The following is a 22,491-nucleotide window of genomic DNA, read 5'->3' as shown; positions in this document are numbered from 1 at the left end:
GGCCGGGCGACAGATGCCTGTACGCCCAGCGTCACAAGGGCACAGGCGCCGCACCTAATCAACACCTCGTACGCGGCTTTGCAGGCAAACGCGCTCGCAATCGACCCCTTTCCTTCATGGGGACGCCTCATTTCTGCCTTGCTTGTCGATCACAAGCATCCTTGGCGCGGTCTGCAATTGGGGATGCCGTGTCGTAGGGTTTCATTAGTGGAGGGAAGGCCAATGACGGGCCTTTTCAGCAATATGGCCAGCTCGGCCCGTGCAATTGCGGCACGTCTGTCTCCGGTTCGCTTTGCAAAGCGCCAGGATGGAACAGTCACCGCATTCGCGATGTTGATTTTTGTTCTTATGATTGGTGCTGGCGGCATCGCAATTGACGTGATGCGCTACGAGACACAACGTGTGCAGCTGCAATACACGCTTGACCGCGCGATTTTGGCGGCTGCCTCGCTGACACAGCCTTACGATCCCGAAGGCGTTGTCCGAAATTACTTCGAAGTCTCCGGCATCCAGGATTACCGTCTCGACGTGCGCGTCGAACAGGGACTGAATTTCCGCCGCGTACATGCCTATGCCGAGTTGGAAGTCCGCTCGATGTTCATGCAACTGTTCGGCATTCGCGTGATGACCTCACCGGCCATCGGGGCCGCCGAGGAGCGGGTGAACAATATCGAAGTGTCGATGGTCCTCGATATCTCGGGGTCTATGGGCAACAACAACCGCATGACCAACCTGCGCCCGGCGGCGCGGGAATTCGTAACCGAAGTTCTGCGCCCGAATACGTTGGAGGGTGAGAATCTGGTGACGGTTTCAATCGTTCCCTACAACGGTCGCGTCAATTCCGGTGCATTGATCGGCAGCGTGTTCACATTCGACAACCTGCACAACGAGTCCAACTGCGCCCGTTTCCCCGACTCAGCGTTTTCCCAAACGGCGATCGATCCTGCGGTGGCAATCCCGCGCATTTCGCACTGGGACCGCGACAATGAAGACGATGATCAACTCTTTTCGCGCCCCCATTGTCAGACAGATGGCTACGCGGAAATCCTGCCTTGGCAACACGAGGTCCAACCGCTGCATGACCATATCAACGCTCTCAACACGGGCGGGTGGACGGCGATTGACCTTGGTATGAATTGGGCTGTCGGCCTGTTGGACCCCGCGGCAAATCCCGCTGTCCAGGGCTTGATTGCGGCAGAGCATGTGCATGAAGACTTTGCTCAACGACCCGCACCATTTGAGGACGGCGATCCGACAACACAGCTTGATGACGAGACAATCAAGGTCGTGGTCCTCATGACCGACGGGGCAAACACGCGCCAATACGATATCCGCGATGAATATCGCGTCGGATTCGCCCCGATTTTCCGCCATCTCGGGGCTGACGAGGACGACCCAGATGACGATAGCTGGTCGGTCTGGTGGGAGGATCAGGGCCAATTCTGGGTCCCGACCGACGATCCGCGTGAGCCCGAGGGGTCCTGGCAAAACGAACCAGTCGGCGGTTGGGAAGCCTATGGCATGCTCGACACCGACGGGGAAGTCGTCGATGCTTGGGCCACGATGCGGGAAGAAGCCTTCAATCCGCTTATCGACCGCGATGGCGACGGCAACCCCGATGAACTGGACGGCTATGCGCTAGCCTGGGTCGACCTGTGGGCCAACTATACGGCAGAATACATCGCCGAAGAGTGGCTAGAGGAACCTGCCCGCGCTTCGGGGGATTGGGAGTACCACGACGCCGTCGCGGACAATAACAGCTACAACTACATCGGCTGGGATGGCAACTATACCTGGGCCAATGGACAGGTCGGACGCAGCGAAGCTGACAGAAACCTGATGGCGATCTGCGATGCAGCGCGCGAAGCGGGCATCTTCGTCTTCTCGATCGGTTTTGAGGCACCCAGCAACGGCCAGCGCGTTATGCAATATTGCGCAACGACCCCCGCCCATTACTACGATGTGGACGGCGTGGAAATCAGCCAGGCCTTCGACTCCATCGCGCGTGCGATCAATCAATTGCGGCTGATTCAGTGATGTGTGCCATGCCTCTGACCTATGCCATCCGGCGGTTCCTGCGCAACGAAAGCGGGACCGCGACGCTGGAACTCGTCATCGTATTCCCGCTGCTGATGATCGTATTCATCGCCGCGTTCGAATCGGCGATGATATTGACCCGTCAAATCATCCTTGAACGGGTGCTTGATCTGACGGTGCGCGAACTGCGTCTGACGCGAGAATTGACCACCGACGTGGCGGAGTTCCGGCAGGTATTGTGCGCGAAATCCAGGTTCCTGCCGAATTGCACCGAACTTTTGGAAGTTGACCTTCAGATCATTGAGCCCGTTGCATTTGATGTGCCGGATAACAACCAAATCTGCGCCAACCGCGGCAACGATCTTATCATTCGGCCCGACAACGAATTTGAGACGCAATCCCAAAACAACCAATTGCTGTTGGTTCGCACCTGTTTGATCGTCGATCCGATTATCGGGTTCTCCGCCTTCGGTTTGAACCTCGCACGGGACGAATCCGGCGGATTGCATATGATAGCGACATCTATCTTCGTCAATGAACCGTCAGAACGGGAATCTGGCACATGAAACATCTATTTTCACGTTTTTGGTCCAAATCCGACGGCGCCGTCGCATTTGAAACGGTCATCATCTTTCCCATTCTGCTTTGGGCTTGGATTGGCAGCTTTGCGTATTTTGACGCCTACCGCGTCTACAATACGTCGATCAAAGCGACCTTCACCATCGCAGATCTTCTGTCGCGTCAAACCGATCCGGTATATGACAGTGATATTGACCGGATGGCGCTGCTACTCGAAGCAATGGTCCGTGATACCAGCGGCATCGAGATGCGCGCGACCGAAATCCGCTCGGTCGGCGACGGAACCTTTGTGGTCGAATGGAGCCACGGCACAGGATCGCTGGCGGATTATGCAAGCGCAAATGTGACCAATTTCGTTGACCAACTACCCAATATGGAACGCAACGAACGCGTTGTGCTTGTCGAAAGCTTTATCGAATACGATCCAGCTTTCAATATTGGTTTGAACAATGTCACATTCTCGAATTTCACTTTGACGCGGCCACGCTATTCCTCGTTCATCCCGCATGAGGATGGGAGCCATCCTGACCTGAACAATGCGGGTGAGCTTGGGGACGGTGACGGCAACGCCTAGAATGCGGCTCCGTCGCCACCTGCCCGCCTGATGTCGCGGGCGGGGTTTCCTCTGTCGTGACACCTGCCTAATCTGTTGCTTGGATCAGATGTGATTGGGCAGTCTAGGACATGCGATATTCGGGTTTTCAGGTGCTCTGGCAGGGCCTGACGGGCAATACGGGCTGGGGCCCTGCCTGGCGCGATCCCGATCCGAAACCCGAATATGACATCCTGATCATCGGCGGCGGCGGCCACGGTCTGTCCACAGCCTACTACCTGGCGGCTGAACATGGGCTGACCAATGTCGCTGTGTTGGAAAAGGGCTATCTGGGTGGTGGCAATATCGGGCGCAACACGACCATCGTGCGCGCCAATTACGGCCTGCCCGGTAACTCGGAATTCTACAGCCATTCGCTGAAATTGTGGGAGGGTCTGGAAGACACGCTCAACTACAACGTCATGCATTCCCAACGCGGCATGATCAATCTGTTCCACTCCGATGGCCAGCGCGACGCCTATGCGCGGCGCGGCAATGCAATGATCAACCAAGGCGACGATGCGATCCTGCTCGACCGGGACGCCGTCAGGCGGATGCTTCCGTATCTCGACTATGAACAAACTCGCTTTCCGATCTATGGCGGGCTCTACCATCCGCGCGGCGGCACGGCGCGTCACGATGCGGTGGCTTGGGGATATGCCCGCGGTGCGGATCGGCGCGGCGTCGATCTGATCCAGAATTGCGAAGTCACCGGCATCGACATCGAAAACGGCAAGGTGCGCGGTGTTCAGACCAGTCGCGGCGCCATTCGCGCCAAAAAGGTTGGCATCGTTGTCGCGGGGCGCTCCAGCCAAGTCGCGGCCATGGCCGGAATGCGCCTGCCGATCGAAAGCCATGTCCTCCAGGCCTTCGTGACCGAAGGGCTCAAACCCGTGATCGACCATGTCGTGACCTACGGGATGGGCCATTTCTATATCAGCCAGTCTGACAAGGGGGGCCTCGTCTTCGGCGGAGACCTGGATTTCTACCCCTCCTATGCCGCGCGCGGCAACCTGCCCATGGCGGAACATGTGTTGGAGGCCGGGATGACCCTGATGCCGATGATCGGCAAGGCCAAGATGCTACGGTCCTGGGGCGGGATCATGGATATGTCGCCCGATGGCTCCCCCATCATCGACCGGACGCATATCGACGGGCTCTACCTGAATTGCGGCTGGTGCTATGGCGGGTTCAAGGCGGTGCCAGCCTCAGGACATTGCTTTGCCGATCTTATGGCCACCGATCGCCCGCATGACGTCGCCGCCGGCTATCGGTTGGACCGATTCACCACAGGAAAAGGATTGATGGATGAAGAGGCGACGGGGTCTCAGCATAATCTGCATTAGCGCGATGGTGCCCTCCTTGGCGCTGGCGCAATCCTTTCCCGCGGGCTGCTTCGTGCGCGATTACAGCGCCGAGCATCTGGCCGAGCATCCCGAACAGGGTGTGGCCGAGATCCGGATGCTGTTTGACGAGAACGATCTATCCCTGACCATCGCCGCGGTGATGGGCGAAACCGGCCAGGCCGTTCGCGATGACGTTGCGGGGCGGCACCTGACCGAGCGCGCGCTCTGTGACCGCAACGGTCGCTGCGCCATCCTGTGCGACGGCGGCGACCTCTGGCTGCACCGGGATGAGGGGGCGAGCATCCTGATGCGCACCGATGGTGCGCGCATCGCAACCGAGCCATGCCGCACCGATCTGCCGAGCTCCGATTTGGCGGAGGCTCCGAATGCGGTGACGACCTATCGGCTGTTCCGCGCATCGGAAGAAGCCTGCATTACAAATGCCAGACCAGGGGTACTGCTCGACCCATGAAGATCCCTTGCCCCCTCTGCGGTGACCGAGACCTGCGCGAATTCACCATACGCGGCCATGCCACCGGCATGGATCGGCCCGAAGGTGAAACCTGGTCGGACGCATGGAACGACTTTCTCCACCTGCGCGACAACGCCGCCGGAGCCACGCGCGAGCTTTGGTATCATTCCGGTGGCTGCGGCGCCTGGCTGGTGGTCGACCGCGATACGGTGACCCATGCGATAAGCGGCGCCCAGTTGGCTTCGGAGGCGCGAGATGCGGATTGAAGGCAAAGGCCGAGTGAACCGCGACACGCCTTTGCGGTTCCATTTCAACGATACTCCGATCCAAGGATTTCAGGGCGACACGGTGGCCTCTGCGCTTCTGGCAAACGGTGTGAAACTGGTCGGGCGCTCGTTCAAATACCACCGCCCCCGCGGCGTGATGACGGCCGGATCGGAAGAGCCCAACGCGCTGATCCAGGTGGGCGTCGGCGACGGGATGCTGCCCAATGTCCGCGCCACAATGCAGGAGATCTACAAGGGCCTTGAGACCAGCAGCCAGAACCATATCGGCCCGCTTGCCTATGACGTGCTCAGCGTGAACGATTTGGCCGCGCCATTCCTCAGCGCCGGGTTCTACTATAAGACCTTCATGTGGCCCCGTGCCTTCTGGGAAAGGCTCTATGAACCCGCGATCCGCCGGGCCGCGGGGCTGGGCGAGATGACGAAAACCGCGCATCCGGCCGAGAATGAACGCGCTTTCGCGTTTTGCGATGTCCTGGTGATCGGCGGCGGACCGGCGGGTTTGATGGCTGCGCTGACGGCGGCGCAATCCGGCGCAGATGTGATTTTGCTGGACGAGGCCGCTGAACTGGGCGGCAGATTGCTCAGCGATGGCGAGGATATTGACGGCGTCCCGGCACCTTATTGGGTGGAGGATATGACCAAAGCTCTGGCCGAGGCCGGGGTGCGGATCATGGCGCGCACCACGGCCACCGGCCTCTACGATGGCCTGACCTTCGGCGCGGTCGAACGGGTCGGCGCCCATCTGCCCGCCGCACCGGATCTGCCCCAGGAATGCTTCTGGCGCATCCAGGCCGACCAGGCGGTACTGGCCGCCGGAGCGCTTGAGCGGCCCATAGCCTTTCCCGACAATGACCGACCTGGCGTGATGCTGGCCTCCGCGATCCGAACCTATCTGAACCGCTTCGGCGTGGCGGCGGGGCAAAACGTGACGCTGTTCACGACAAATGACGACGCCCACAAAACGGCGTTGGAATTGCTGGATGCGCAGCTTGATGTGACGGTTCTCGACAGCCGCGCGGGCGTGGCGCCGCTTGGCGATTATCGCGTGATCGACAATGCGCATGTGATCGGCACCAAGGGGCGCAAAGCCCTGCGCGAGCTGACCTATCGCACCGCATCCGGCAGCTTCAAACTGGAAACGGATTGCCTTGGGCTGTCGGGTGGTTGGAACCCCAATGTGCATCTAACCTGCCACTTGGGCGCGCGGCCCATCTGGAATGCGACCGTCAGTGCGTTTGTGCCCGCCGACGGGGCCGTCAAAGGCCTTCACCCCGCTGGCGCCTGCGCCGGGAACTTTTCGACCGAGGCGTGCCTGCGCGGCGGGGTCGAGGCCGCCGCGCAGGCACTTAAAGCCTTGGGGAAACGAGTAAGGCGCCCCGACCTGCCACGCGCAAGTCACGATGCTGGGGCCACAAGCGTGCTCTGGTCGGTCGAGGTAAAGGGCCGCGCCTGGCTCGACTTCGCCAATGATGTGACCAGCAAAGATGTCCGGCAAAGCGCCAAAGAGGGCTTCCGGTCGGTCGAGCATATGAAGCGCTACACAACCCAAGGCATGGCGCCGGATCAGGGCAAGAACTCCAATATCGGTGCGCTGGCCCTTCTGGCCGATGCAACCGGTCGCGGCATTGCCGAGACGGGCACCACCACCTACCGTCCGCCCTTCACGCCGGTCTCCATCGCAACGATGGGCGCAGGCGCCCAAGGCAAGGGATTTGCGCCTGAACGCTTGACCACCTCCCACCGCGCCGCAACCGCCCGCGGCGCACCGATGATCGAGGCGGGGCTCTGGTATCGTCCGTCCTATTTCCCGGCACCGGGCGAGACCCATTGGCGCCAATCTTGCGACCGAGAGGTTACGATGGTCCGCAATGCGGTCGGAGTGGTCGATGTCTCGACCCTGGGCAAGATCGAGATCATCGGGCCCGATGCCGGTGCCTTTCTGGATTTCTTATATACGAACACCTTTTCAACCCTGAAGCCTGGCCGCGTTCGCTACGGGCTGATGCTACGCGAAGACGGCCATGTGATGGATGACGGCACAACCGCCTGCCTGGCAGCGGGGCACTACGTGACAACGACCACAACCGCCGCGGCGGGACAGGTCATGGCGCATATGGAATTTGTTGCGCAATGCCTGCGCCCGGATTGGGATGTGCGCTTCACATCGGTCACCGAACAATGGGCGCAATTCTCAATTGCCGGGCCCCGCGCCCGCGACTTGCTGAATTTTGTGCTGGACACGCCCATTGACGATGCGACCTTCCCGTTCATGCAATGCGGGACGGTGTCGGTCCATGGCATCGAGGGGCGGCTGTTCCGCATCAGCTTCTCCGGCGAACATGCCTATGAAATCGCAGTGCCATCCTGCTATGGCGACGCGCTCTACCGCGATCTTGTGGCCCGCGCAGAGGCGCTTGGCGGTGGCGCCTACGGGATGGAGGCGCTGAACGTCCTGCGGCTGGAAAAGGGCTTTCTCACCCATGCCGAAATCTACGGGCGCGCCACGGCCTTCGACATTGGCATGCAGCGGATGCTGTCGACGCAGAAAGACTTCATCGGCAAGGCAGCGGCCACGCGGCCAGGGCTGATGGACCCCAATCGGGAACGCCTGATCGCGCTCAAGCCGGTGGGTGCCGTCAAAGAGTTGTCCGCTGGCGCACATCTGTTCGAGGCAGAGGCGGAGGCCACCCGCGTCAATGATTTGGGCTACGTCACCTCGGTTGGATATTCGCCGACTTTGGGGCATTTCATCGGCTTGGGCTTTCTGCAAAACGGCCCGGATCGCGTGGGGCACCATATGAAGATGGTCGACCATTTGCGTGGGATCACCGCAGAGGTCAAGATCTGTGATCCGGTCTTCTTCGACCCGGACGGAGGGCGCGCCCGTGGCTAGTCTGACGGCTCTATCACCCTTCGATGGGCTGTTGCCGCTTGTGGAGGGTAGCATCGCGATCACCGAAATCACATGCGAGGCGATCACTTGGCTGGCGCCCCTTCAAGGTCAGGATGTGTCGGTATCGGACGCACTGAGCGCGCAGATCAGCACGGCGCTTCCGACCCCGAACCGTGCCACCGGCACCGCGGCACATCGGGCGGTCTGGGCCGGGCCGAGCCAGTTCTTGGTGCTGGGCCCCGCGCTCACGCCGATCCCGGGGGCTGCTATGGTGGACCAGACCAGCGCTTGGGCCGTCTGCACCGTCGACGGCGTCCAGGCCGCGGAAATTCTTGCGCGGTTGGTGCCCATTGATCTGCGCGACAGCCGCTTTGCCATTGGCCATGCGGCGCGCACTCTTTTGGGTCATATGACCTGCCTGCTGATCCGAACGGATACCGCGCGCTATGATGTATTGGTGTTCCGATCCATGGCCGGGACGGCAGCGCATGAATTGGAGCGCGCCCTGCGAATGGTCACGGCACGCGGCGGCTAGCGCCCGGGTGGTAACAAATCTCTTAACCAAATCAAGACTCCTTCATCTTTCCTGCACCGCCGCATCTGGACAGCCCGTCACCCGCGTCCGATATTGGCGCCATGAGCCTACCCCCCGGATTCTTGGATGAGCTACGCAACCGCACCTCGATCGCTCAGGTCGTGGGCCGCAAGGTCATTTGGGACAATCGCAAATCCAACCAGGCCAAGGGCGACATGTGGGCGCCCTGCCCGTTCCACCAGGAAAAAACCGCCAGCTTCCATGTCGAGGATCGCAAGGGGTTTTACTATTGCTTCGGCTGCCACGCGAAGGGCGACGCAATTTCTTTCGTGAAGGAAACCGAGAATGTGGGCTTCATGGAGGCCGTCGAAATCCTGGCCCGCGAGGCCGGGATGCCCATGCCCGCCCGCGACCCCCAAGCCCAGGAAAAGGCCGACCGCAATGCTGAACTGGCGAAGGTGACCGAAGCCGCCGTTGCGCATTTTCGACTGCAGTTGAAGACCCAGGCCGCCGCCGAGGCGCGGGCTTATCTGGAACGGCGCGGGATGGATCAAGCCACGCTGGATCGGTTTGAATTCGGCTTTGCACCCAATGCCCGCCAGGGGACGTTTCAGGCGCTGACCGGCAAAGGCTTTGCCGCCGATCAGGTGATCGAGGCGGGATTGGCCAGCAAACCCGATGATGGCAGCGCGCCCTATGACGCGTTTCGCGACCGGATCATGTTTCCGATCCGCGATGCCCGCGGGCGCTGCATCGGATTTGGCGGGCGGGCGATGGACCCCAATGCGCGGGCAAAATACCTCAATTCTCGCGAAACACCGCTCTTCGACAAGGGGCGTGCGCTCTATAATCATGGGCCCGCGCGCGAGGCAGCGGGCAAGGGGCAGCCACTGATCGTGGCCGAGGGCTACATGGATGTGATCGCCCTGGCCAAGGCAGGCTTCGGTGCCGCCGTCGCGCCACTTGGCACCGCGATCACCGAAGATCAGCTGCGCTTGCTGTGGCGTATTTCCGATGAGCCCATTGTGGCGTTGGATGGTGACAAGGCCGGGTTACGGGCAGCGATGCGGTTGGTCGATTTGGCCCTACCGCTGATCGAGTCGGGCAAAAGCCTGCGCTTTGTGATCTTGCCCGAAGGCCAGGACCCCGACGATCTGCTGCGCGCGCAGGGGGCGCCCGCGATGCAGGCGCTGCTGGACAAAGCCGAGCCCATGGTCAGCCTGCTGTGGCGCCGCGAAATCGAAGGACAGGTTTTTGATAGTCCCGAGCGCCGCTCGGCGCTGGATCGACGCCTGCAGGAGGCCGTGAAGCGGATCACAGACCCCTCGCTCCGTCGCCATTATGGCGATGCGATCGCCGAATTGCGCCGTGCCCTGTTCCGTCCGCAACGGCCGCAGCGCGGCAAAGGGGCCTGGCGCGGGCGTGGCTTTGCCGAGGCGCAGGCGCCCCTGGCCAGCACCCGTACCAAAGCCCAGGCGCTGAACGGCGAAGCGTTGCGGATAAGCCTGATCCTGGCCACTTGTCTGCGATTTCCCGATCTGATCGACGATTTTGAAGATCAGTTGGACCGTCTGAACCCGTCTGATCCCGACCATGGGCAGCTAGCCGCGCATCTTCTGCGCAGTGCCACGCGTGACCCAATCGCCCTAAAAGACGAAATTTCCGCATCTTCTCTGGCACCTGCCCTTGAAAGCCTTGAGGCCACGGGCCATCTGCGCATCACGCCGTTCCTTATGGGTAACGGCGATCCTGTTCGCGCGGCAGAATGCCTGACCGAGGAATTCGCAAAGCTGACGGCGACCCGCGCAATCCAGGACGAGCTTGCCGAGGCCACCCAAGACCTTGGCGAGGTCACCGACGACGAGGACAGAACGCTTGCCTTTCGCCTCAATGAAGCGGTGCGGGGCAAGCACGCCGCTTTGCACCCCAAGGGGGATGACGGATCAGAGCAATTCGGGGAAACCGCGCAGGCGCGCGCGGCGTTCCACCAGTTGCTCTCAGCCGCAGGGCAAGGCAAGAAACATGAGAAATAGGCCTGTCCGAATCAGCGATTCGGACTAAGGTTTGTTTCAACCGCAAGGGATCGACTCATCCGAATCGGTCTCAAGCTGAAAGGGACGTAGCGAATGGCCAAAGATACGGACGATCGTAAGCAGGACGGCGAAGAGCAGGAAATCGGGCTCGATATGAGCCAAGCCGCCGTCAAAAAAATGATCGCCGAAGCGCGCGTGCGCGGCTACATAACCTACGACCAGCTCAATACGGTTCTGCCGCCTGAGCAGGTCAGTTCCGAACAAATCGAAGACGTCATGTCGATGTTGTCCGAAATGGGCATCAACATCATCGAAGATGATGAGGCCGATGACGGCGACGACAAGCAAGGCGGATCGACCGAGGTGGTCGAAGCCTCCGGGTCACGCGAAGTGGCCGTTTCGACCTCCGAGACCGAGAAGCTCGACCGCACCGATGATCCCGTGCGGATGTATCTGCGTGAGATGGGCAGCGTCGAATTGCTCAGCCGAGAAGGCGAGATTGCCATCGCCAAGCGGATCGAGGCCGGTCGCAACACGATGATTGCCGGGCTTTGTGAAAGCCCCTTGACCTTCCAGGCCATCACGATCTGGCGCGATGAACTTCTTGATGAAGATATCCTTCTGCGCGACGTGATCGATCTGGACGCAACCTTCGGGCGCCAGATGGGCGACGAAGAGGATGAGCCCGTGGTTCAACCCGCGGCCCCCGCGCCCGTTGCCGGGGCGCCCGAGGCTCCGAAAGCCGAAGCCGAGCCGGAACTGGACGCGGACGGTAATCCGATCGCCAAAGATGATGATGAGGACGAGGATGATCAGGCCAATATGAGCCTGGCCGCGATGGAAGCCGCGCTGAAGCCTCAGGTGCTTGCCACCTTGGATCGCATTGCCGCCGATTACATCCAATTGTCCGAAATGCAGGACAGCCGGATCTCGGCGACCCTGAATGAAGATGGCAGCTTCTCGGCCCGGGAAGAGACCGCTTATCAGCAGCTTCGCTCGGAAATCGTCGAGCTGGTGAATGAGCTGCATCTGCACAACAACCGGATCGAAGCGCTGGTCGACCAGCTCTACGGGATCAACCGCCGCATCATGTCCATCGACAGCGCGATGGTGAAGCTGGCCGACCAAGCCCGCATCAACCGCCGTGAGTTCATCGAAGAATATCGCGGCGCTGAGCTGGACCCGACCTGGGTGGATCGGATGGGCGAAAAGTCTGGCCGTGGCTGGCAGGCGCTGATGGAGCGCTCGCGCGACAAGATCGAGGATCTGCGCGGTGATATGGCCCAAGTCGGCCAGTATGTCGGTTTGGATATCCCGGAATTCCGCCGCATCGTGAACCAGGTCCAGAAGGGCGAGAAAGAAGCACGCCAGGCCAAGAAGGAAATGGTCGAGGCCAACCTGCGCCTCGTGATTTCCATCGCGAAGAAATACACCAACCGCGGGTTGCAATTCCTGGATCTGATTCAGGAGGGGAACATTGGCCTGATGAAGGCGGTCGATAAGTTCGAATATCGCCGCGGCTACAAGTTCTCCACCTATGCGACCTGGTGGATCCGCCAGGCGATCACCCGCAGCATCGCCGATCAGGCCCGCACGATCCGCATCCCGGTCCATATGATCGAGACGATCAACAAGTTGGTGCGCACCGGTCGCCAGATGCTGCACGAAATTGGTCGCGAACCGACGCCCGAGGAATTGGCCGATAAGCTGCAAATGCCGCTGGAAAAGGTCCGCAAGGTGATGAAGATCGCCAAGGAGCCGATTTCTCTCGAAACGCCGATTGGCGACGAGGAAGATTCACAGCTTGGCGATTTCATCGAGGACAAGAACGCCGTCCTGCCGCTGGATTCCGCGATTCAGGAGAACCTGAAGGAAACGACAACCCGCGTCCTGGCCTCCCTCACGCCCCGCGAAGAACGCGTCCTGCGCATGCGCTTCGGCATTGGCATGAACACCGACCACACGCTTGAGGAAGTGGGCCAGCAGTTCAGCGTGACCCGCGAACGCATCCGCCAGATCGAGGCAAAGGCCCTGCGGAAACTGAAGCATCCGAGCCGGAGCCGGAAGCTGAGGTCGTTCTTAGATCAGTAGAGCGCTCGCTTGCGCGCATTATTCTGGATTGTCGTAGGTTTGGGTCTGGTGCTCCTTGCGCGACAGATCTCGATAGTGGACGCGCATTTCCTGGTTCATTCCTCATGGGTATTGCCGTTTGGAATTGGTATCTCCATGCCCCTGGCATTAATTGGGGCTGCTTGGGGCTGGCGCATTGCAAGCCAACCCATCCGCAAACATGAGCGTGAACAATTCAGGCTCAATAACTCACCGTCCAAAATGCTGATATACGGCGGCAGAGCGCCATTGCCGACTTCGCAGCTGCCGTCCATCGCTATGTTTTTTATTGGCTTCGTGTCCTGGGGAGCGGTCGGCTTTTTTGCAATTCCCATGGCCTTAGCGATAGTTGTGGGTCAGACCCAAGTCACAACCTATGAGGTCGTTGGCTTGAATTACTCGGATCGTGCAAGGGGATTCGTCGTTAGATCAAACGAAATATCCGTTCGCTTGAGAAACGTCCCCAACTCAGTTTTCCTTGAAGCCGAACTTGGGGACTCTGTACTGGTGATCGGCAGGGGGACAAGCATGGGCCAGTTTTACGATACAATTGAATTGCGCTGACCCGCTAGAGACAAAGGTCTTTTGCCGCCGGGCGAGTGCCTGATAGTCCAGGCAAGCTGTAGCAGGCCCGTCTCAGTAAACTCCCAAGCGGGTTAACAGCGGGCAACGCCCGCCCCGCCATCGTCGGGCCTACCCGTCAAACCGAAGGTTTGCCTTTGGCAAAAGGCCCGGCGATGGCGGGTCTCTGCACTCCACCTCAAACCCGGATTGCGCCGACTTCGTCGCCGCCGGGGGCGGCGCGGGCGCACGCAACCCGTAGGGCGGGCCTTGTCTAAGGGCGGGCCAAACCCGCCCGTTGCCCCGACAGGCTCTTTTGCTAGGCGAAATATGCCGACAGGGGGCGCCATCCCCCGTAGAGTGGGTGAAACCCATCACCACCCGCCTAAAATGCTGACCATTCACGATAACATCCTCACCGACCGCGGCTCGAAATACGCTGTCTCAGGCGGTCCTGCGACCACCAAGGCCGAGGCGCTCGCCCTGATCAAAACCCTCAAGCGCAGCAAGAAATTTGCCAAGGCCACCCACAACACCTGGGCGCTCCTTACGCCCGAAGGCCCGCTCAAGAACGATGACTGCGAGGCCGGGGCAGGCATGGTGATCGTGCGGATGCTGGAACGCGAAGGCCTCCAGAACCACCTGATCATCGTTACCCGCTGGTTCGGCGGCACCCATCTGGGCGGCGACCGCTTCCGCCGGGTGCAGGATTGCGTTACCTATTATCTCGACCACATGACCGGGAGCTGAACCGATGTCGATCTTCTCCAAACTCTTCGGCGGCGGCGCAAAGCCTGAGGCTCAGGCCGAGGAATATGACGGCTTTCGCATCTTTGCCGAACCCATGGCCGATGGCGGGGGGCACCGCGTCTGCGCGCGGATCGAAAAGGATGTCGATGGCGAGATCAAGACCCACACCATGATCCGCGCCGATGTCTGTCAATCTGCCGATGAGGCGCGCAACACCTCGATCCTGAAAGCCAAACTGCTGATCGATCAACAGGGCAGCGCGATCTTCAACTAGCCCGCCCTGCGGCAGCCTGCCCGTCTGGACCGAGGCCAATCCGCACATACGTGTAGACGGACATGCCCCGGCTCGATGATCTTCCACCCTCTTTGCACGCGCAGCTGACTGGCCGCGACCTGATCGTGTTCGACGGCGAATGCGTGCTGTGCTCCGGGTTCTTCCGCCTGATGGTGCGGCTTGACCGCGACAAGCGCTTTTCCTTCGCCCATGCCCAATCGGATCTCGGCACGTCACTTTATACCGCGTTGAACCTGCCGGTTGATGAGTTCGAGACCAACCTGATCCTGATCGACGGTGTCATCTATACCGGGATCGACAGTTTCGCCGCTGCGATGCGCGCCGTTGGATGGCCGTGGCGGGCACTGGCATTTTTGCGCTACCTGCCGCCCGCCGTGAAGCGCCCGCTCTATGCACGGATCGCACGCAACCGCTATGCGCTCTTTGGCCGATACGATACCTGCATGATGCCCGATGCGGATCTGCTGGAGCGCTTTATCGACCGCCCGGTGCGGGCCGCATGATGCTTTATGAACGCGCCATGGGTGCGGCCTTTGCCAGCCTGCCCGCCCCTTTGCGGAGGTTTCACACGCACCCCGACACCCCGCATTATCGTGGCGAGGTGACTGTCACCCATGGCAGTAGCGCCGCCCGCCTATTGGCCAGGGCTGGCAGCATGCCCGCCTTCTCTGGAACCATGCCCTTTGGCTTCCGCATCTTGCGCGACGGCGATACCGAAAGATGGGAGCGGGAGTTCGACGGGCATCTCACCGCCTCGCGCCAATGGCTGCACGCACCCGGCATTGTCGCCGAACAGGTCGGTGGCAGCACGTTCCTGATGGCGCCTGCGCCACGCGATGGGCAATTGCACATCCCGATCGTCGGACTGAACGCATTTGGCCTGCCCTTGCCCCGTGGCGTGCTCAGAAGCTGTGAGGGGATCGAGTGGGTGACGGAGGAGGGCCAGATCGGTTTTGACGTCCATGCCAGCCTGCGCGGGCTCGGCCTTGTGATCCGCTATCGTGGTCAAATGGCGCCTGTTTAACGCAGCTTATCCAACACCGCGGCAGCGGCGGCATCCGGGGTCTGCGCACCAGCCGCCACCTCATCGGCCAAAGCGCCCATCATCGACCGGATGTCGGCATCCTCATGCAACCGCGCCAAAAGGCCGTTCTGGACCTCTTCGCGGAACCAATGCGCGGCCTGCGCGGCGCGCGCGCGATCCCACCAGGTCTGATCCTTGCGCCAGGCCGCCAGTGCCTGCATCTCGTCCCAGGCTGTATCCAGCCCGCCGCCTTCCACCGCCGACACGGCCAAGGCCTTCGGGAAATCCTCGGGGTCTTGGGGCCGTTTGCGCAGCAGACGTAAAGCGCCCGCGTAATCGGCCACCGTGCGCGTGGCCGTGGCCTTCAGATCGCCATCCGCCTTGTTGATCAGGATCAGGTCGGCCATCTCCATGATGCCGCGTTTCACGCCCTGCAATTCGTCCCCGCCCGCGGGGGCCAGCAGCAAGACGAACAGGTCGCACATCTGCGCCACCATCGTCTCGGACTGGCCGACGCCCACCGTTTCGATCAGAACCACGTCGAACCCGGCCGCCTCGCACAGAGCCACCGCCTCGCGGGTGCGGCGCGCGACCCCGCCCAAAGCGGCTGAGGAGGGTGACGGCCGGATGAATGCGCCCGGTGCGCGGCTCAACCGCTCCATCCGTGTCTTGTCGCCCAGGATCGACCCGCCCGACCGTGCGGACGAGGGATCCACCGCCAAAACAGCGACCTTCAGTCCGGCTTCCGTCAGCTTCATGCCGAACGCCTCGATGAAGGTGGATTTGCCCACACCCGGTGTGCCCGACAGGCCGATCCGCAGCGCCTGGCGCCCGGTCCCGCGCAGCTTTTCCAGCAGCGCGGTGGCCTGCCCACGATGATCGGCGCGGGTGCTTTCCACCAGGGTCACGGCCCGCGCCAGCGCCCGCCGATCCCCCGCCGCTATCCGTTTCGCCAGATCATCCATTGCCGCTGCTCCGCCATGTGTCGCGCCAATTGACCCCGCCCGGCGCCCGGTGTCCAGCCGTTGACGCCACGGCTTGCGCAACCTACGCCCCTGACCATGGAACTGCCCATTGACGCCAGCCTGCCTCAACTGATCGACGCGTTGCGCGGCGCCGGACGCGCTGTGTTGCAGGCCCCCCCTGGGGCGGGCAAAACCACGCGTGTGCCGCTGGCTCTGCTGCCCGAGATCGAGGGGCGTATTCTGATGCTGGAACCGCGCCGCCTGGCCGCGCGCACCGCGGCAGATCGTATGGCCAAAACGCTGGGTGAACAGGTTGGGCAGACCGTCGGCTACCGCATCCGCGGAGATGCCTCCGTCGGACCCGAGACGCGGATTGAAGTGGTCACCGAAGGCATCCTGACCCGCATGATCCAGCGCGATCCGGATCTGCCGGGTGTCGGCGCCGTCATCTTCGACGAATTCCACGAACGCTCTCTGAACGCCGATCTGGGCCTGGCCCTGACCTGGGAGCTGCGCGGCGCATTGCGCGCGGATCTGTGGCTGGTCGTCATGTCCGCCACGCTCGATGCCGCGCCGGTGGCAGCCATGTTGGACGAGGCCCCCGTGATCACTTCGGAGGGCCGCGCCTTCCCGATCGAAACCTGCTGGCTTGATACACCACCCCGCCGCGAAGCGCGCTTGGAACAGGTGGTCGCCGACCTGACCCTGACCGCACTGGAGGCGGCCACAGGAGGGTGCCTTGTCTTTCTACCCGGCGAAGGGGAGATCCGGCGCACGGCAAACGCGCTGGCCGGACGCTTGCCCGCCGATGTGCATCTTCGCCCGCTCTACGGTGCAATGCCGCTGAGTGATCAGCGCGCCGCGATCCGCCCCGAGGCACAAGGCCGCAAATTGGTTCTAGCCACCGCCATCGCCGAGACCTCACTGACCATCGAAGACATCCGGATTGTGGTCGATGGCGGTCGCGCCCGGCGCGCGCGGTTTGATCCGGGTTCCGGCATGACGCGCCTGGTGACGGAACCGGTCAGCCGGGCCGAGGCCGATCAACGGCGCGGACGCGCGGGCCGCGTGGCCGAGGGGTTGTGCTATCGCGCCTGGACCAAAGGGGCCGAGGGCGCCCTGCCCGCCTTTCCGCCCGCCGAGATCGAGGCCGCCGATTTGACCGGCCTCGCCTTGGAATTGGCGCAATGGGGCAGTGCCGAGGGTCTGGCCTTTCTGACGGCACCGCCCGCCGCTGCCCTGGCCGAAGCGCGGGCCCTGCTGGCGGATCTGGGGGCGTTGGACTCGCGCGGCGCCATCACCGATCACGGGCGCCAGCTGGCCAATATGCCGCTACATCCACGATTGGCCCATATGCTGTCGCATGGCGGGCCGGGGGCGTCCGACCTGGCCGCTATGCTATCGGATCGCGACCCGCTGCGCGGCCAAGGGGTAGATCTCAGGCGGCGCCTGGGGGCTTTGAAGCACGACACGTCCCCTGCCTTTGCCCGCATCCGCACTGAAGCCAAACGCTTGCGCCGCTATGAACGCGGCCCACGTCGCAGCCCCGGCGCGCAAGCCGCCCTCGCCTATCCCGACCGGATCGGATTGCGCCGCGCGGGCGATCAACCACGCTATGTGCTGTCCGGCGGCAAGGGCGCCGTGATGCCAGAAGGCGACGGCCTGGCGGGCGCCCGGCTGATCGTGGCAACCGATCTGGACGGCAACCCGCGCGAGGCGCGCATTCGCGCCGCCGTTGAGATCACCGAGGCCGAGTTGCGCGATCTTTATGACGACCGCATGATCTGGCGCGAGATCTGCACCTGGTCGAAGCGTGACCGCCGGGTGATTGTGCGACGACAGGAGGTCTTGGGCGCCTTGGTGCTCGATGATCGCCTATGGCGCGACGCGCCGGATCATGCGCTGATCGAGGGCGCCTTGGCGGGGATCCGCGATCTGGGGCTCGACGCGCTCGGCTGGTCCAAACGCGCGCGCCTCTTGCGCGAACGGGTGCGGTTTTCCGGCCTGGCGGACATGTCCGACACCGCTCTGTTGGAGGCGCTCCCCGATTGGGCGGCGCCGTACCTGTCAGGTGCGAAAACCGCCGCCGACTTCACCCGGTTTGATCCTGCACCAGCCTTGGAAGCGTGGCTGGGATGGTCGTTGTTGCAAGAGGTCAACCGCCTGGCGCCGGAGGCCTGGGAGACACCTTTGGGGCGCCGGGCCGCCATCGATTATGCGGGCGATGTGCCAGAGGTGAGCCTGCGGTTGCAGGAGGTGTTCGGCACGCGGGAGCATCCGCGCGTCGGACCCGATAGGCTGCCCCTGCGGATGGTGTTGCTCTCGCCTGCGCAGCGACCCGTTCAAGTCACGCAGGATCTGCCGGGCTTTTGGGATGGCTCCTACGCCGATGTTCGCAAGGATATGCGCGCCGCTTATCCCAAACATCCCTGGCCCGAAGATCCGCGAGAGGCCGATCCGACCCTCCGCGCCAAGCCGCGCGGGCGTTGAATGCCCCACTAGGTCAACCTCCCCAATCGCGTAGAGTGCACCAAGATCGTGATCCATCGACACCAGCGCTCAGATTTTCGTGAGAAAATTTGCCCGCCGCGCGCGTCAGCGGGCGGCGCCGGGCGACGGCGCAGCCGGCGCAATCCCTGCACTCTCGGATGGCGCGACAACCCCGCGCGCTTCGGCCCAATCCTGCGCCGTATTGTGGATCACCTCCGATGCATCGTGACCGATGCGGCGCTTGCGTCGCGCCCAGAATAGCTTTCCGAACCGCCGAAACGTCCCAACCGAGGGCGCATCGACATCCATTTCAAACCGCGCTGCCCAGCCCTCGGGCAAAGTCAGGCCACAGGTCTCCGCCTCGTCCAGCATCCACCGAAGCGAGATATTGGCCCGCGGACGGACCGCAAAGCGCATATCGATCTGCCCGCCGATATCGCCGTGACTGCCGCGAAACCACATCTGCACCACATCCTGGCCTGGCCCCGCATAGGTCGTATCCCACAGCACCGGCGCATAGGCGACACGGGTCTCGTCCATCGCCAGGGCCTGCCGCGCGACCTCCACGCCAGCGCCAAGCGCGTGGTTGTGATACGGGTGCGGCGGCGGCAGGATCCGCCATACCACGGGCCAGCGCATGCCCAAGGCGCGCACGGTGTCATAGACGCCCAGAAACGTGATCGGCACATCGCGGTCGCACCATTGATCCGTCAGATATGCTGCTCGCGGGCTGCCCGGCGCCTCGCGGTAGAGCGTATAGAGCTCCTCCAGCGTGTCGTCGTTCAAATGCGCACGCCGCATCAGCCCCATGCGGTCAATCAGCCCGGCCAAGGACCGCACCGCATAGGCGCCGCGCGAATAGCCCATCAACACGATGCGGTCGCCCGGCTTATAGCCCTTTACCAGAAACCGGTAGGCGCGCCGGATCTGACGATTAATCCCGATCCCCGCCATCACCTCATGGGCGTGGCGCAGCCCGCGCCACTGGATACCGGGCTCGTAATGGACATGGACACCCGCCTCGGGCGGCAATTCGGCCAGCAGGTTGTAGGTCTGGCCGATATTGGTCTCGCATCCCGGGTTCAGCGACGACATCGTGCCGTCGAGCAGCACGACATGGGTGCAGGGCGCATCGCTTTGGGGCTCCGGCGTCAGATCGCCGCGAAAGCCCTGCAGCAGACGCGCCCATATGCTCCTATTCCGCAGCAATCGCCCTTGCATCCTCTAGCATCTGCCAAACCCGCGACGGGGTGAACGGCATATCCACCTGACGTATCCCCACGGGCCACAGCGCATCTTGCACCGCATTGGCGACCGCCCCCAACGCACCGACCGTACCCGCCTCGCCGCAGCCTTTCATGCCAAGCGGGTTCGCCGTCGAGGGGATTTCCTCGGTGTAGAAGGCCACAAAAGGCGTGTCCGAGGCGCGTGGCATTCCGTAATCCATGAAGGTGGCCGTCAGAAGCTGCCCGTTTTCGTCGTAAACAACCCGCTCGCTGATCGCCTGGCCGATGCCCTGCGCGACACCGCCATGGACCTGCCCTTCGGCCAGAACCGGGTTCATCAGCACCCCGAAATCGTCCACAACCGTGTAACAGTCCACGCGGGTATTCCCGGTCTCGCGGTCGATCTCAACCTCGGCGATATGGCACCCATTGGGGAAAGAGCGACCGTCAAGCTCGGTCGTTTCCGACGCCCGTGCCAGATCGGCCCGTCCTGACTCGGCGGCGCGCGCAGCGGCTTCCAGCAGCGTCACCACGACATTCGAGCCCGGGGCGCGGAACACCCCCTCTTCGACATCGAAGCTCATGTCGCGGCTGTCCATATCGTCTTCCAGAAAAGCCATCAGCCCCGAGATTAGCACATCCGCCGTGGCCCGCATCGCGGTTCCCTGGGTTGTGACCGAGCGTGAACCGCCGGTGCCCCCGCCCTTGGCGATCCGGTCGCTGTCGCCCTGCACGATCTCGATTTGATCAAACGGCAAACCGGTCTGATCATGCAGGATCTGGCGATAGACCGTTTCATGCCCCTGGCCGTTGGACTGGGTGCCGACATAAAGCGTCGCGCCCGCCTCATTCAATTCGATGATCGCGGTTTCCGCCGGATCGCCCAGAATGCTTTCGATGTAATAGGCCACGCCCAGACCGCGGAATTGGCCCTTGGCCTCCGACGCGGCGCGGCGTGCGGCGAAACCTGCCAAATCGGCTTCGGTCTCTGCACGGGTCAGGACACGGTCGAACTCGCCCACATCGTAAAGCTCCCCCATCGGGGAGGTATAGGGGAACGCATCGGGCCGGATGAAGTTCTTCCGGCGCAACTCCAGCGGATCCACGCCCAATTCCCGCGCGGCGAAATCCATGACCCGTTCCAGCGCATAGATCGCCTCGGGCCGCCCGGCCCCGCGATAGGCGTCGACCTGGGTCGTATTGGTGAAGATCCCGCGATTGCGGAACGTTGTGACCGGGATGTCATAGGGGCCCGTCAGCACGCGTGAGAACAGATCCGACTGGATGCCCTGACCGAATTCCGAATTGTAGCCGCCCATATTAGACAGGCTGTCCACCTTATAGGCGGTGATCCTGTGATCGGCATCAAACCCCAGCGTGCAGGTTACATCCAGATCCCGTCCCGCATTGTCAGACAGCATAGATTCCGTGCGCTCTCCCATCCAGCGAACCGGGCGTCCGGTCATCCGGCAGGCCAGCGCCACCAAAAGCTGCTCGGGATAGCCCATCGCCTTCATGCCAAACCCACCGCCCACGTCCGGGTTGGTGACCCGCACCGCCTCGGCATCAAGGCCCAGCCATTTGGCGACATCCTTCTTGGTGCCCCAAACCCCTTGGCCATTCACCGCCACATGCAACCGCTCACCCTCGGCTTCGGCATAGGCGCCGCGCGGCTCCAGGCTGTTGACGATGACGCGGTTGTCGTGGGTTGTCAGGGTCACCACATGGGCCGCCTCGGCCAGGGCGGCATCGGTGCCCGCCTCATCGCCCTTGCCCCAATCGTAGGCGATATTGTCGGGCGCACTGTCATGGATCACCGGCCCGCCAGGCGCGAGGTCCAGCTTCACCGGCAATTCGTCGATATCGACCTCGATAAGCTCGGCGGCATCCTTGGCCTGCGCCAGGCTGTCGGCGACGATGAAGGCCAACGGATCGCCGACAAAGCGCACGCGCCCCTCGGCCAGGATCGTGCGCGGCGCTGCATTGCCTTTCGACCCGTCGCGGTTTTTTACCGTCGAAAAGCGCATCCCGTTGGTCAAACCTTGCGCGGCCAGATCGGCGGCTGTGATCACCGCATGCACCCCAGGCGCCTGCCGCGCCTCCGCCACGTCCAACGCGCCGAGCGTGCCATGCGCCATCGGCGAGCGCAGGACATAGCCGAACAGCGCGCCCTCCGGTGCCAAATCGTCCACATAAGATCCGGTTCCGGTCAGAAACCGCGTGTCTTCAACCCGAGTGACGGGTTGGCTGGAGCCGAATTTCGACATGGGCGCGCACCTTTGTGATGGGGTTCGTTG

19 protein-coding genes are annotated in these 22,491 nt (G+C 62.4%); 16 read left to right on the top strand and 3 right to left on the bottom strand.

Translation table 11 applies throughout. The features are described from left to right. Nucleotides 1-222 precede the first annotated feature (222 nt). The 15 genes from V8J82_RS11845 (at nucleotide 223) to V8J82_RS11775 (ending at nucleotide 15,513) form a co-directional block, all read left to right on the top strand. Nucleotides 223-2,037 (top strand): pilus assembly protein TadG-related protein, encoded by a 1,815-nt coding sequence (locus tag V8J82_RS11845; protein WP_339975531.1) that lies wholly within the window; start codon nucleotides 223-225, stop codon nucleotides 2,035-2,037. A gap of 8 nt (nucleotides 2,038-2,045) precedes the next feature. Continuing rightward, complete coding sequence (locus V8J82_RS11840) at nucleotides 2,046-2,603, top strand: TadE/TadG family type IV pilus assembly protein (protein ID WP_339975529.1); 558 nt, start codon at nucleotides 2,046-2,048, stop codon at nucleotides 2,601-2,603. Beyond that, nucleotides 2,600-3,190: a TadE/TadG family type IV pilus assembly protein gene (locus V8J82_RS11835; protein ID WP_339975527.1), complete on the top strand. Its 591-nt coding sequence runs from the start codon at nucleotides 2,600-2,602 to the stop codon at nucleotides 3,188-3,190. The genes V8J82_RS11840 and V8J82_RS11835 overlap by 4 nt, the downstream gene beginning before the upstream one ends. A 110-nt stretch (nucleotides 3,191-3,300) precedes the next feature. After that, entirely contained in the window at nucleotides 3,301-4,554 is a 1,254-nt protein-coding gene (locus V8J82_RS11830) for a sarcosine oxidase subunit beta family protein (protein WP_339975525.1), read from the top strand. After that, on the top strand, nucleotides 4,517-5,026 hold the full coding sequence (locus tag V8J82_RS11825) for a hypothetical protein (protein WP_339975523.1): 510 nt from the start codon (nucleotides 4,517-4,519) through the stop codon (nucleotides 5,024-5,026). The genes V8J82_RS11830 and V8J82_RS11825 overlap by 38 nt, the downstream gene beginning before the upstream one ends. Further along, nucleotides 5,023-5,292: a sarcosine oxidase subunit delta gene (locus V8J82_RS11820; RefSeq protein WP_339975521.1), complete on the top strand. Its 270-nt coding sequence runs from the start codon at nucleotides 5,023-5,025 to the stop codon at nucleotides 5,290-5,292. The genes V8J82_RS11825 and V8J82_RS11820 overlap by 4 nt, the downstream gene beginning before the upstream one ends. Continuing rightward, nucleotides 5,282-8,206: a sarcosine oxidase subunit alpha family protein gene (locus V8J82_RS11815; protein ID WP_339975519.1), complete on the top strand. Its 2,925-nt coding sequence runs from the start codon at nucleotides 5,282-5,284 to the stop codon at nucleotides 8,204-8,206. Before V8J82_RS11820 ends, V8J82_RS11815 begins: the two co-directional genes overlap by 11 nt. Further along, the gene (locus V8J82_RS11810; protein WP_339975517.1) at nucleotides 8,199-8,741 is read left to right on the top strand and encodes a sarcosine oxidase subunit gamma; all 543 of its coding nucleotides are present in this window, start codon (nucleotides 8,199-8,201) and stop codon (nucleotides 8,739-8,741) included. Before V8J82_RS11815 ends, V8J82_RS11810 begins: the two co-directional genes overlap by 8 nt. A 101-nt stretch (nucleotides 8,742-8,842) precedes the next feature. Next, nucleotides 8,843-10,774, top strand: coding sequence for a DNA primase (dnaG, locus tag V8J82_RS11805; RefSeq protein ID WP_339975515.1), 1,932 nt, complete (start codon nucleotides 8,843-8,845; stop codon nucleotides 10,772-10,774). A gap of 93 nt (nucleotides 10,775-10,867) precedes the next feature. Continuing rightward, a complete protein-coding gene (gene rpoD / locus V8J82_RS11800) occupies nucleotides 10,868-12,865 on the top strand; it encodes an RNA polymerase sigma factor RpoD (RefSeq protein WP_339975513.1) in 1,998 nt (665 codons plus the stop codon). A 9-nt stretch (nucleotides 12,866-12,874) separates the two neighbouring features. After that, complete coding sequence (locus tag V8J82_RS11795; protein WP_339975511.1) at nucleotides 12,875-13,447, top strand: hypothetical protein; 573 nt, start codon at nucleotides 12,875-12,877, stop codon at nucleotides 13,445-13,447. A gap of 387 nt (nucleotides 13,448-13,834) precedes the next feature. Then, nucleotides 13,835-14,194 carry a YigZ family protein gene (locus tag V8J82_RS11790; RefSeq protein WP_439650066.1) on the top strand — a complete coding sequence of 120 codons (360 nt, stop codon included), beginning with the start codon at nucleotides 13,835-13,837 and terminating at the stop codon, nucleotides 14,192-14,194. A 4-nt stretch (nucleotides 14,195-14,198) separates the two neighbouring features. Next, entirely contained in the window at nucleotides 14,199-14,468 is a 270-nt protein-coding gene (locus V8J82_RS11785) for an HlyU family transcriptional regulator (protein WP_339975509.1), read from the top strand. 62 nt (nucleotides 14,469-14,530) lie between these two features. After that, complete coding sequence (locus V8J82_RS11780) at nucleotides 14,531-14,992, top strand: thiol-disulfide oxidoreductase DCC family protein (protein ID WP_339975506.1); 462 nt, start codon at nucleotides 14,531-14,533, stop codon at nucleotides 14,990-14,992. Then, nucleotides 14,992-15,513, top strand: coding sequence for a DUF4166 domain-containing protein (locus V8J82_RS11775; protein ID WP_339975504.1), 522 nt, complete (start codon nucleotides 14,992-14,994; stop codon nucleotides 15,511-15,513). Before V8J82_RS11780 ends, V8J82_RS11775 begins: the two co-directional genes overlap by 1 nt. Here the strand turns inward: V8J82_RS11775 and meaB are convergent. Beyond that, nucleotides 15,510-16,478: a methylmalonyl Co-A mutase-associated GTPase MeaB gene (gene meaB, locus V8J82_RS11770; RefSeq protein ID WP_339975502.1), complete on the bottom strand. Its 969-nt coding sequence runs from the start codon at nucleotides 16,476-16,478 to the stop codon at nucleotides 15,510-15,512. The genes V8J82_RS11775 and meaB overlap by 4 nt on opposite strands. Before the next feature lie 96 nt (nucleotides 16,479-16,574). Here meaB and hrpB point away from each other — a divergent pair, with 96 nt between their 5' ends. Next, entirely contained in the window at nucleotides 16,575-18,968 is a 2,394-nt protein-coding gene (gene hrpB, locus V8J82_RS11765) for an ATP-dependent helicase HrpB (RefSeq protein ID WP_339975500.1), read from the top strand. Between the two features lie 105 nt (nucleotides 18,969-19,073). On the opposite strand, the gene V8J82_RS11760 is transcribed toward hrpB, so the two are convergent. Both V8J82_RS11760 and V8J82_RS11755 read right to left on the bottom strand, forming a co-directional pair. Next, entirely contained in the window at nucleotides 19,074-20,177 is a 1,104-nt protein-coding gene (locus tag V8J82_RS11760; protein WP_339975498.1) for a T6SS phospholipase effector Tle1-like catalytic domain-containing protein, read from the bottom strand. After that, nucleotides 20,164-22,461, bottom strand: a complete 2,298-nt coding sequence (locus tag V8J82_RS11755) for a xanthine dehydrogenase family protein molybdopterin-binding subunit (protein ID WP_339975496.1) — start codon at nucleotides 22,459-22,461, stop codon at nucleotides 20,164-20,166. The genes V8J82_RS11760 and V8J82_RS11755 overlap by 14 nt, the downstream gene beginning before the upstream one ends. Between the last annotated feature and the right edge of the window lie 30 nt (nucleotides 22,462-22,491).

It is taken from the genome of Gymnodinialimonas mytili (assembly GCF_037544085.1).
GTDB classification, from domain to species: domain Bacteria; phylum Pseudomonadota; class Alphaproteobacteria; order Rhodobacterales; family Rhodobacteraceae; genus Gymnodinialimonas; species Gymnodinialimonas mytili.
This window is presented reverse-complemented; position numbering and strand designations above follow the sequence as displayed.

Excerpts from the sequence above, each read along its gene's own strand:
- V8J82_RS11845 (WP_339975531.1), top strand. The coding sequence starts at position 223 with ATGACGGGCCTTTTCAGCAATATGGCCAGCTCGGCCCGTGCAATTGCG.
- V8J82_RS11785 (WP_339975509.1), top strand. The coding sequence starts at position 14,199 with ATGTCGATCTTCTCCAAACTCTTCGGCGGCGGCGCAAAGCCTGAGGCT.
- V8J82_RS11820 (WP_339975521.1), top strand. The coding sequence starts at position 5,023 with ATGAAGATCCCTTGCCCCCTCTGCGGTGACCGAGACCTGCGCGAATTC.
- V8J82_RS11835 (WP_339975527.1), top strand. The coding sequence starts at position 2,600 with ATGAAACATCTATTTTCACGTTTTTGGTCCAAATCCGACGGCGCCGTC.
- V8J82_RS11775 (WP_339975504.1), top strand. The coding sequence starts at position 14,992 with ATGCTTTATGAACGCGCCATGGGTGCGGCCTTTGCCAGCCTGCCCGCC.
- V8J82_RS11830 (WP_339975525.1), top strand. The coding sequence starts at position 3,301 with ATGCGATATTCGGGTTTTCAGGTGCTCTGGCAGGGCCTGACGGGCAAT.
- hrpB (WP_339975500.1), top strand. The coding sequence starts at position 16,575 with ATGGAACTGCCCATTGACGCCAGCCTGCCTCAACTGATCGACGCGTTG.
- V8J82_RS11825 (WP_339975523.1), top strand. The coding sequence starts at position 4,517 with ATGAAGAGGCGACGGGGTCTCAGCATAATCTGCATTAGCGCGATGGTG.
- V8J82_RS11815 (WP_339975519.1), top strand. The coding sequence starts at position 5,282 with ATGCGGATTGAAGGCAAAGGCCGAGTGAACCGCGACACGCCTTTGCGG.
- V8J82_RS11790 (WP_439650066.1), top strand. The coding sequence starts at position 13,835 with ATGCTGACCATTCACGATAACATCCTCACCGACCGCGGCTCGAAATAC.
- V8J82_RS11755 (WP_339975496.1), bottom strand. The coding sequence starts at position 22,461 with ATGTCGAAATTCGGCTCCAGCCAACCCGTCACTCGGGTTGAAGACACG.
- V8J82_RS11780 (WP_339975506.1), top strand. The coding sequence starts at position 14,531 with ATGCCCCGGCTCGATGATCTTCCACCCTCTTTGCACGCGCAGCTGACT.
- meaB (WP_339975502.1), bottom strand. The coding sequence starts at position 16,478 with ATGGATGATCTGGCGAAACGGATAGCGGCGGGGGATCGGCGGGCGCTG.
- V8J82_RS11840 (WP_339975529.1), top strand. The coding sequence starts at position 2,046 with ATGCCTCTGACCTATGCCATCCGGCGGTTCCTGCGCAACGAAAGCGGG.
- dnaG (WP_339975515.1), top strand. The coding sequence starts at position 8,843 with ATGAGCCTACCCCCCGGATTCTTGGATGAGCTACGCAACCGCACCTCG.
- rpoD (WP_339975513.1), top strand. The coding sequence starts at position 10,868 with ATGGCCAAAGATACGGACGATCGTAAGCAGGACGGCGAAGAGCAGGAA.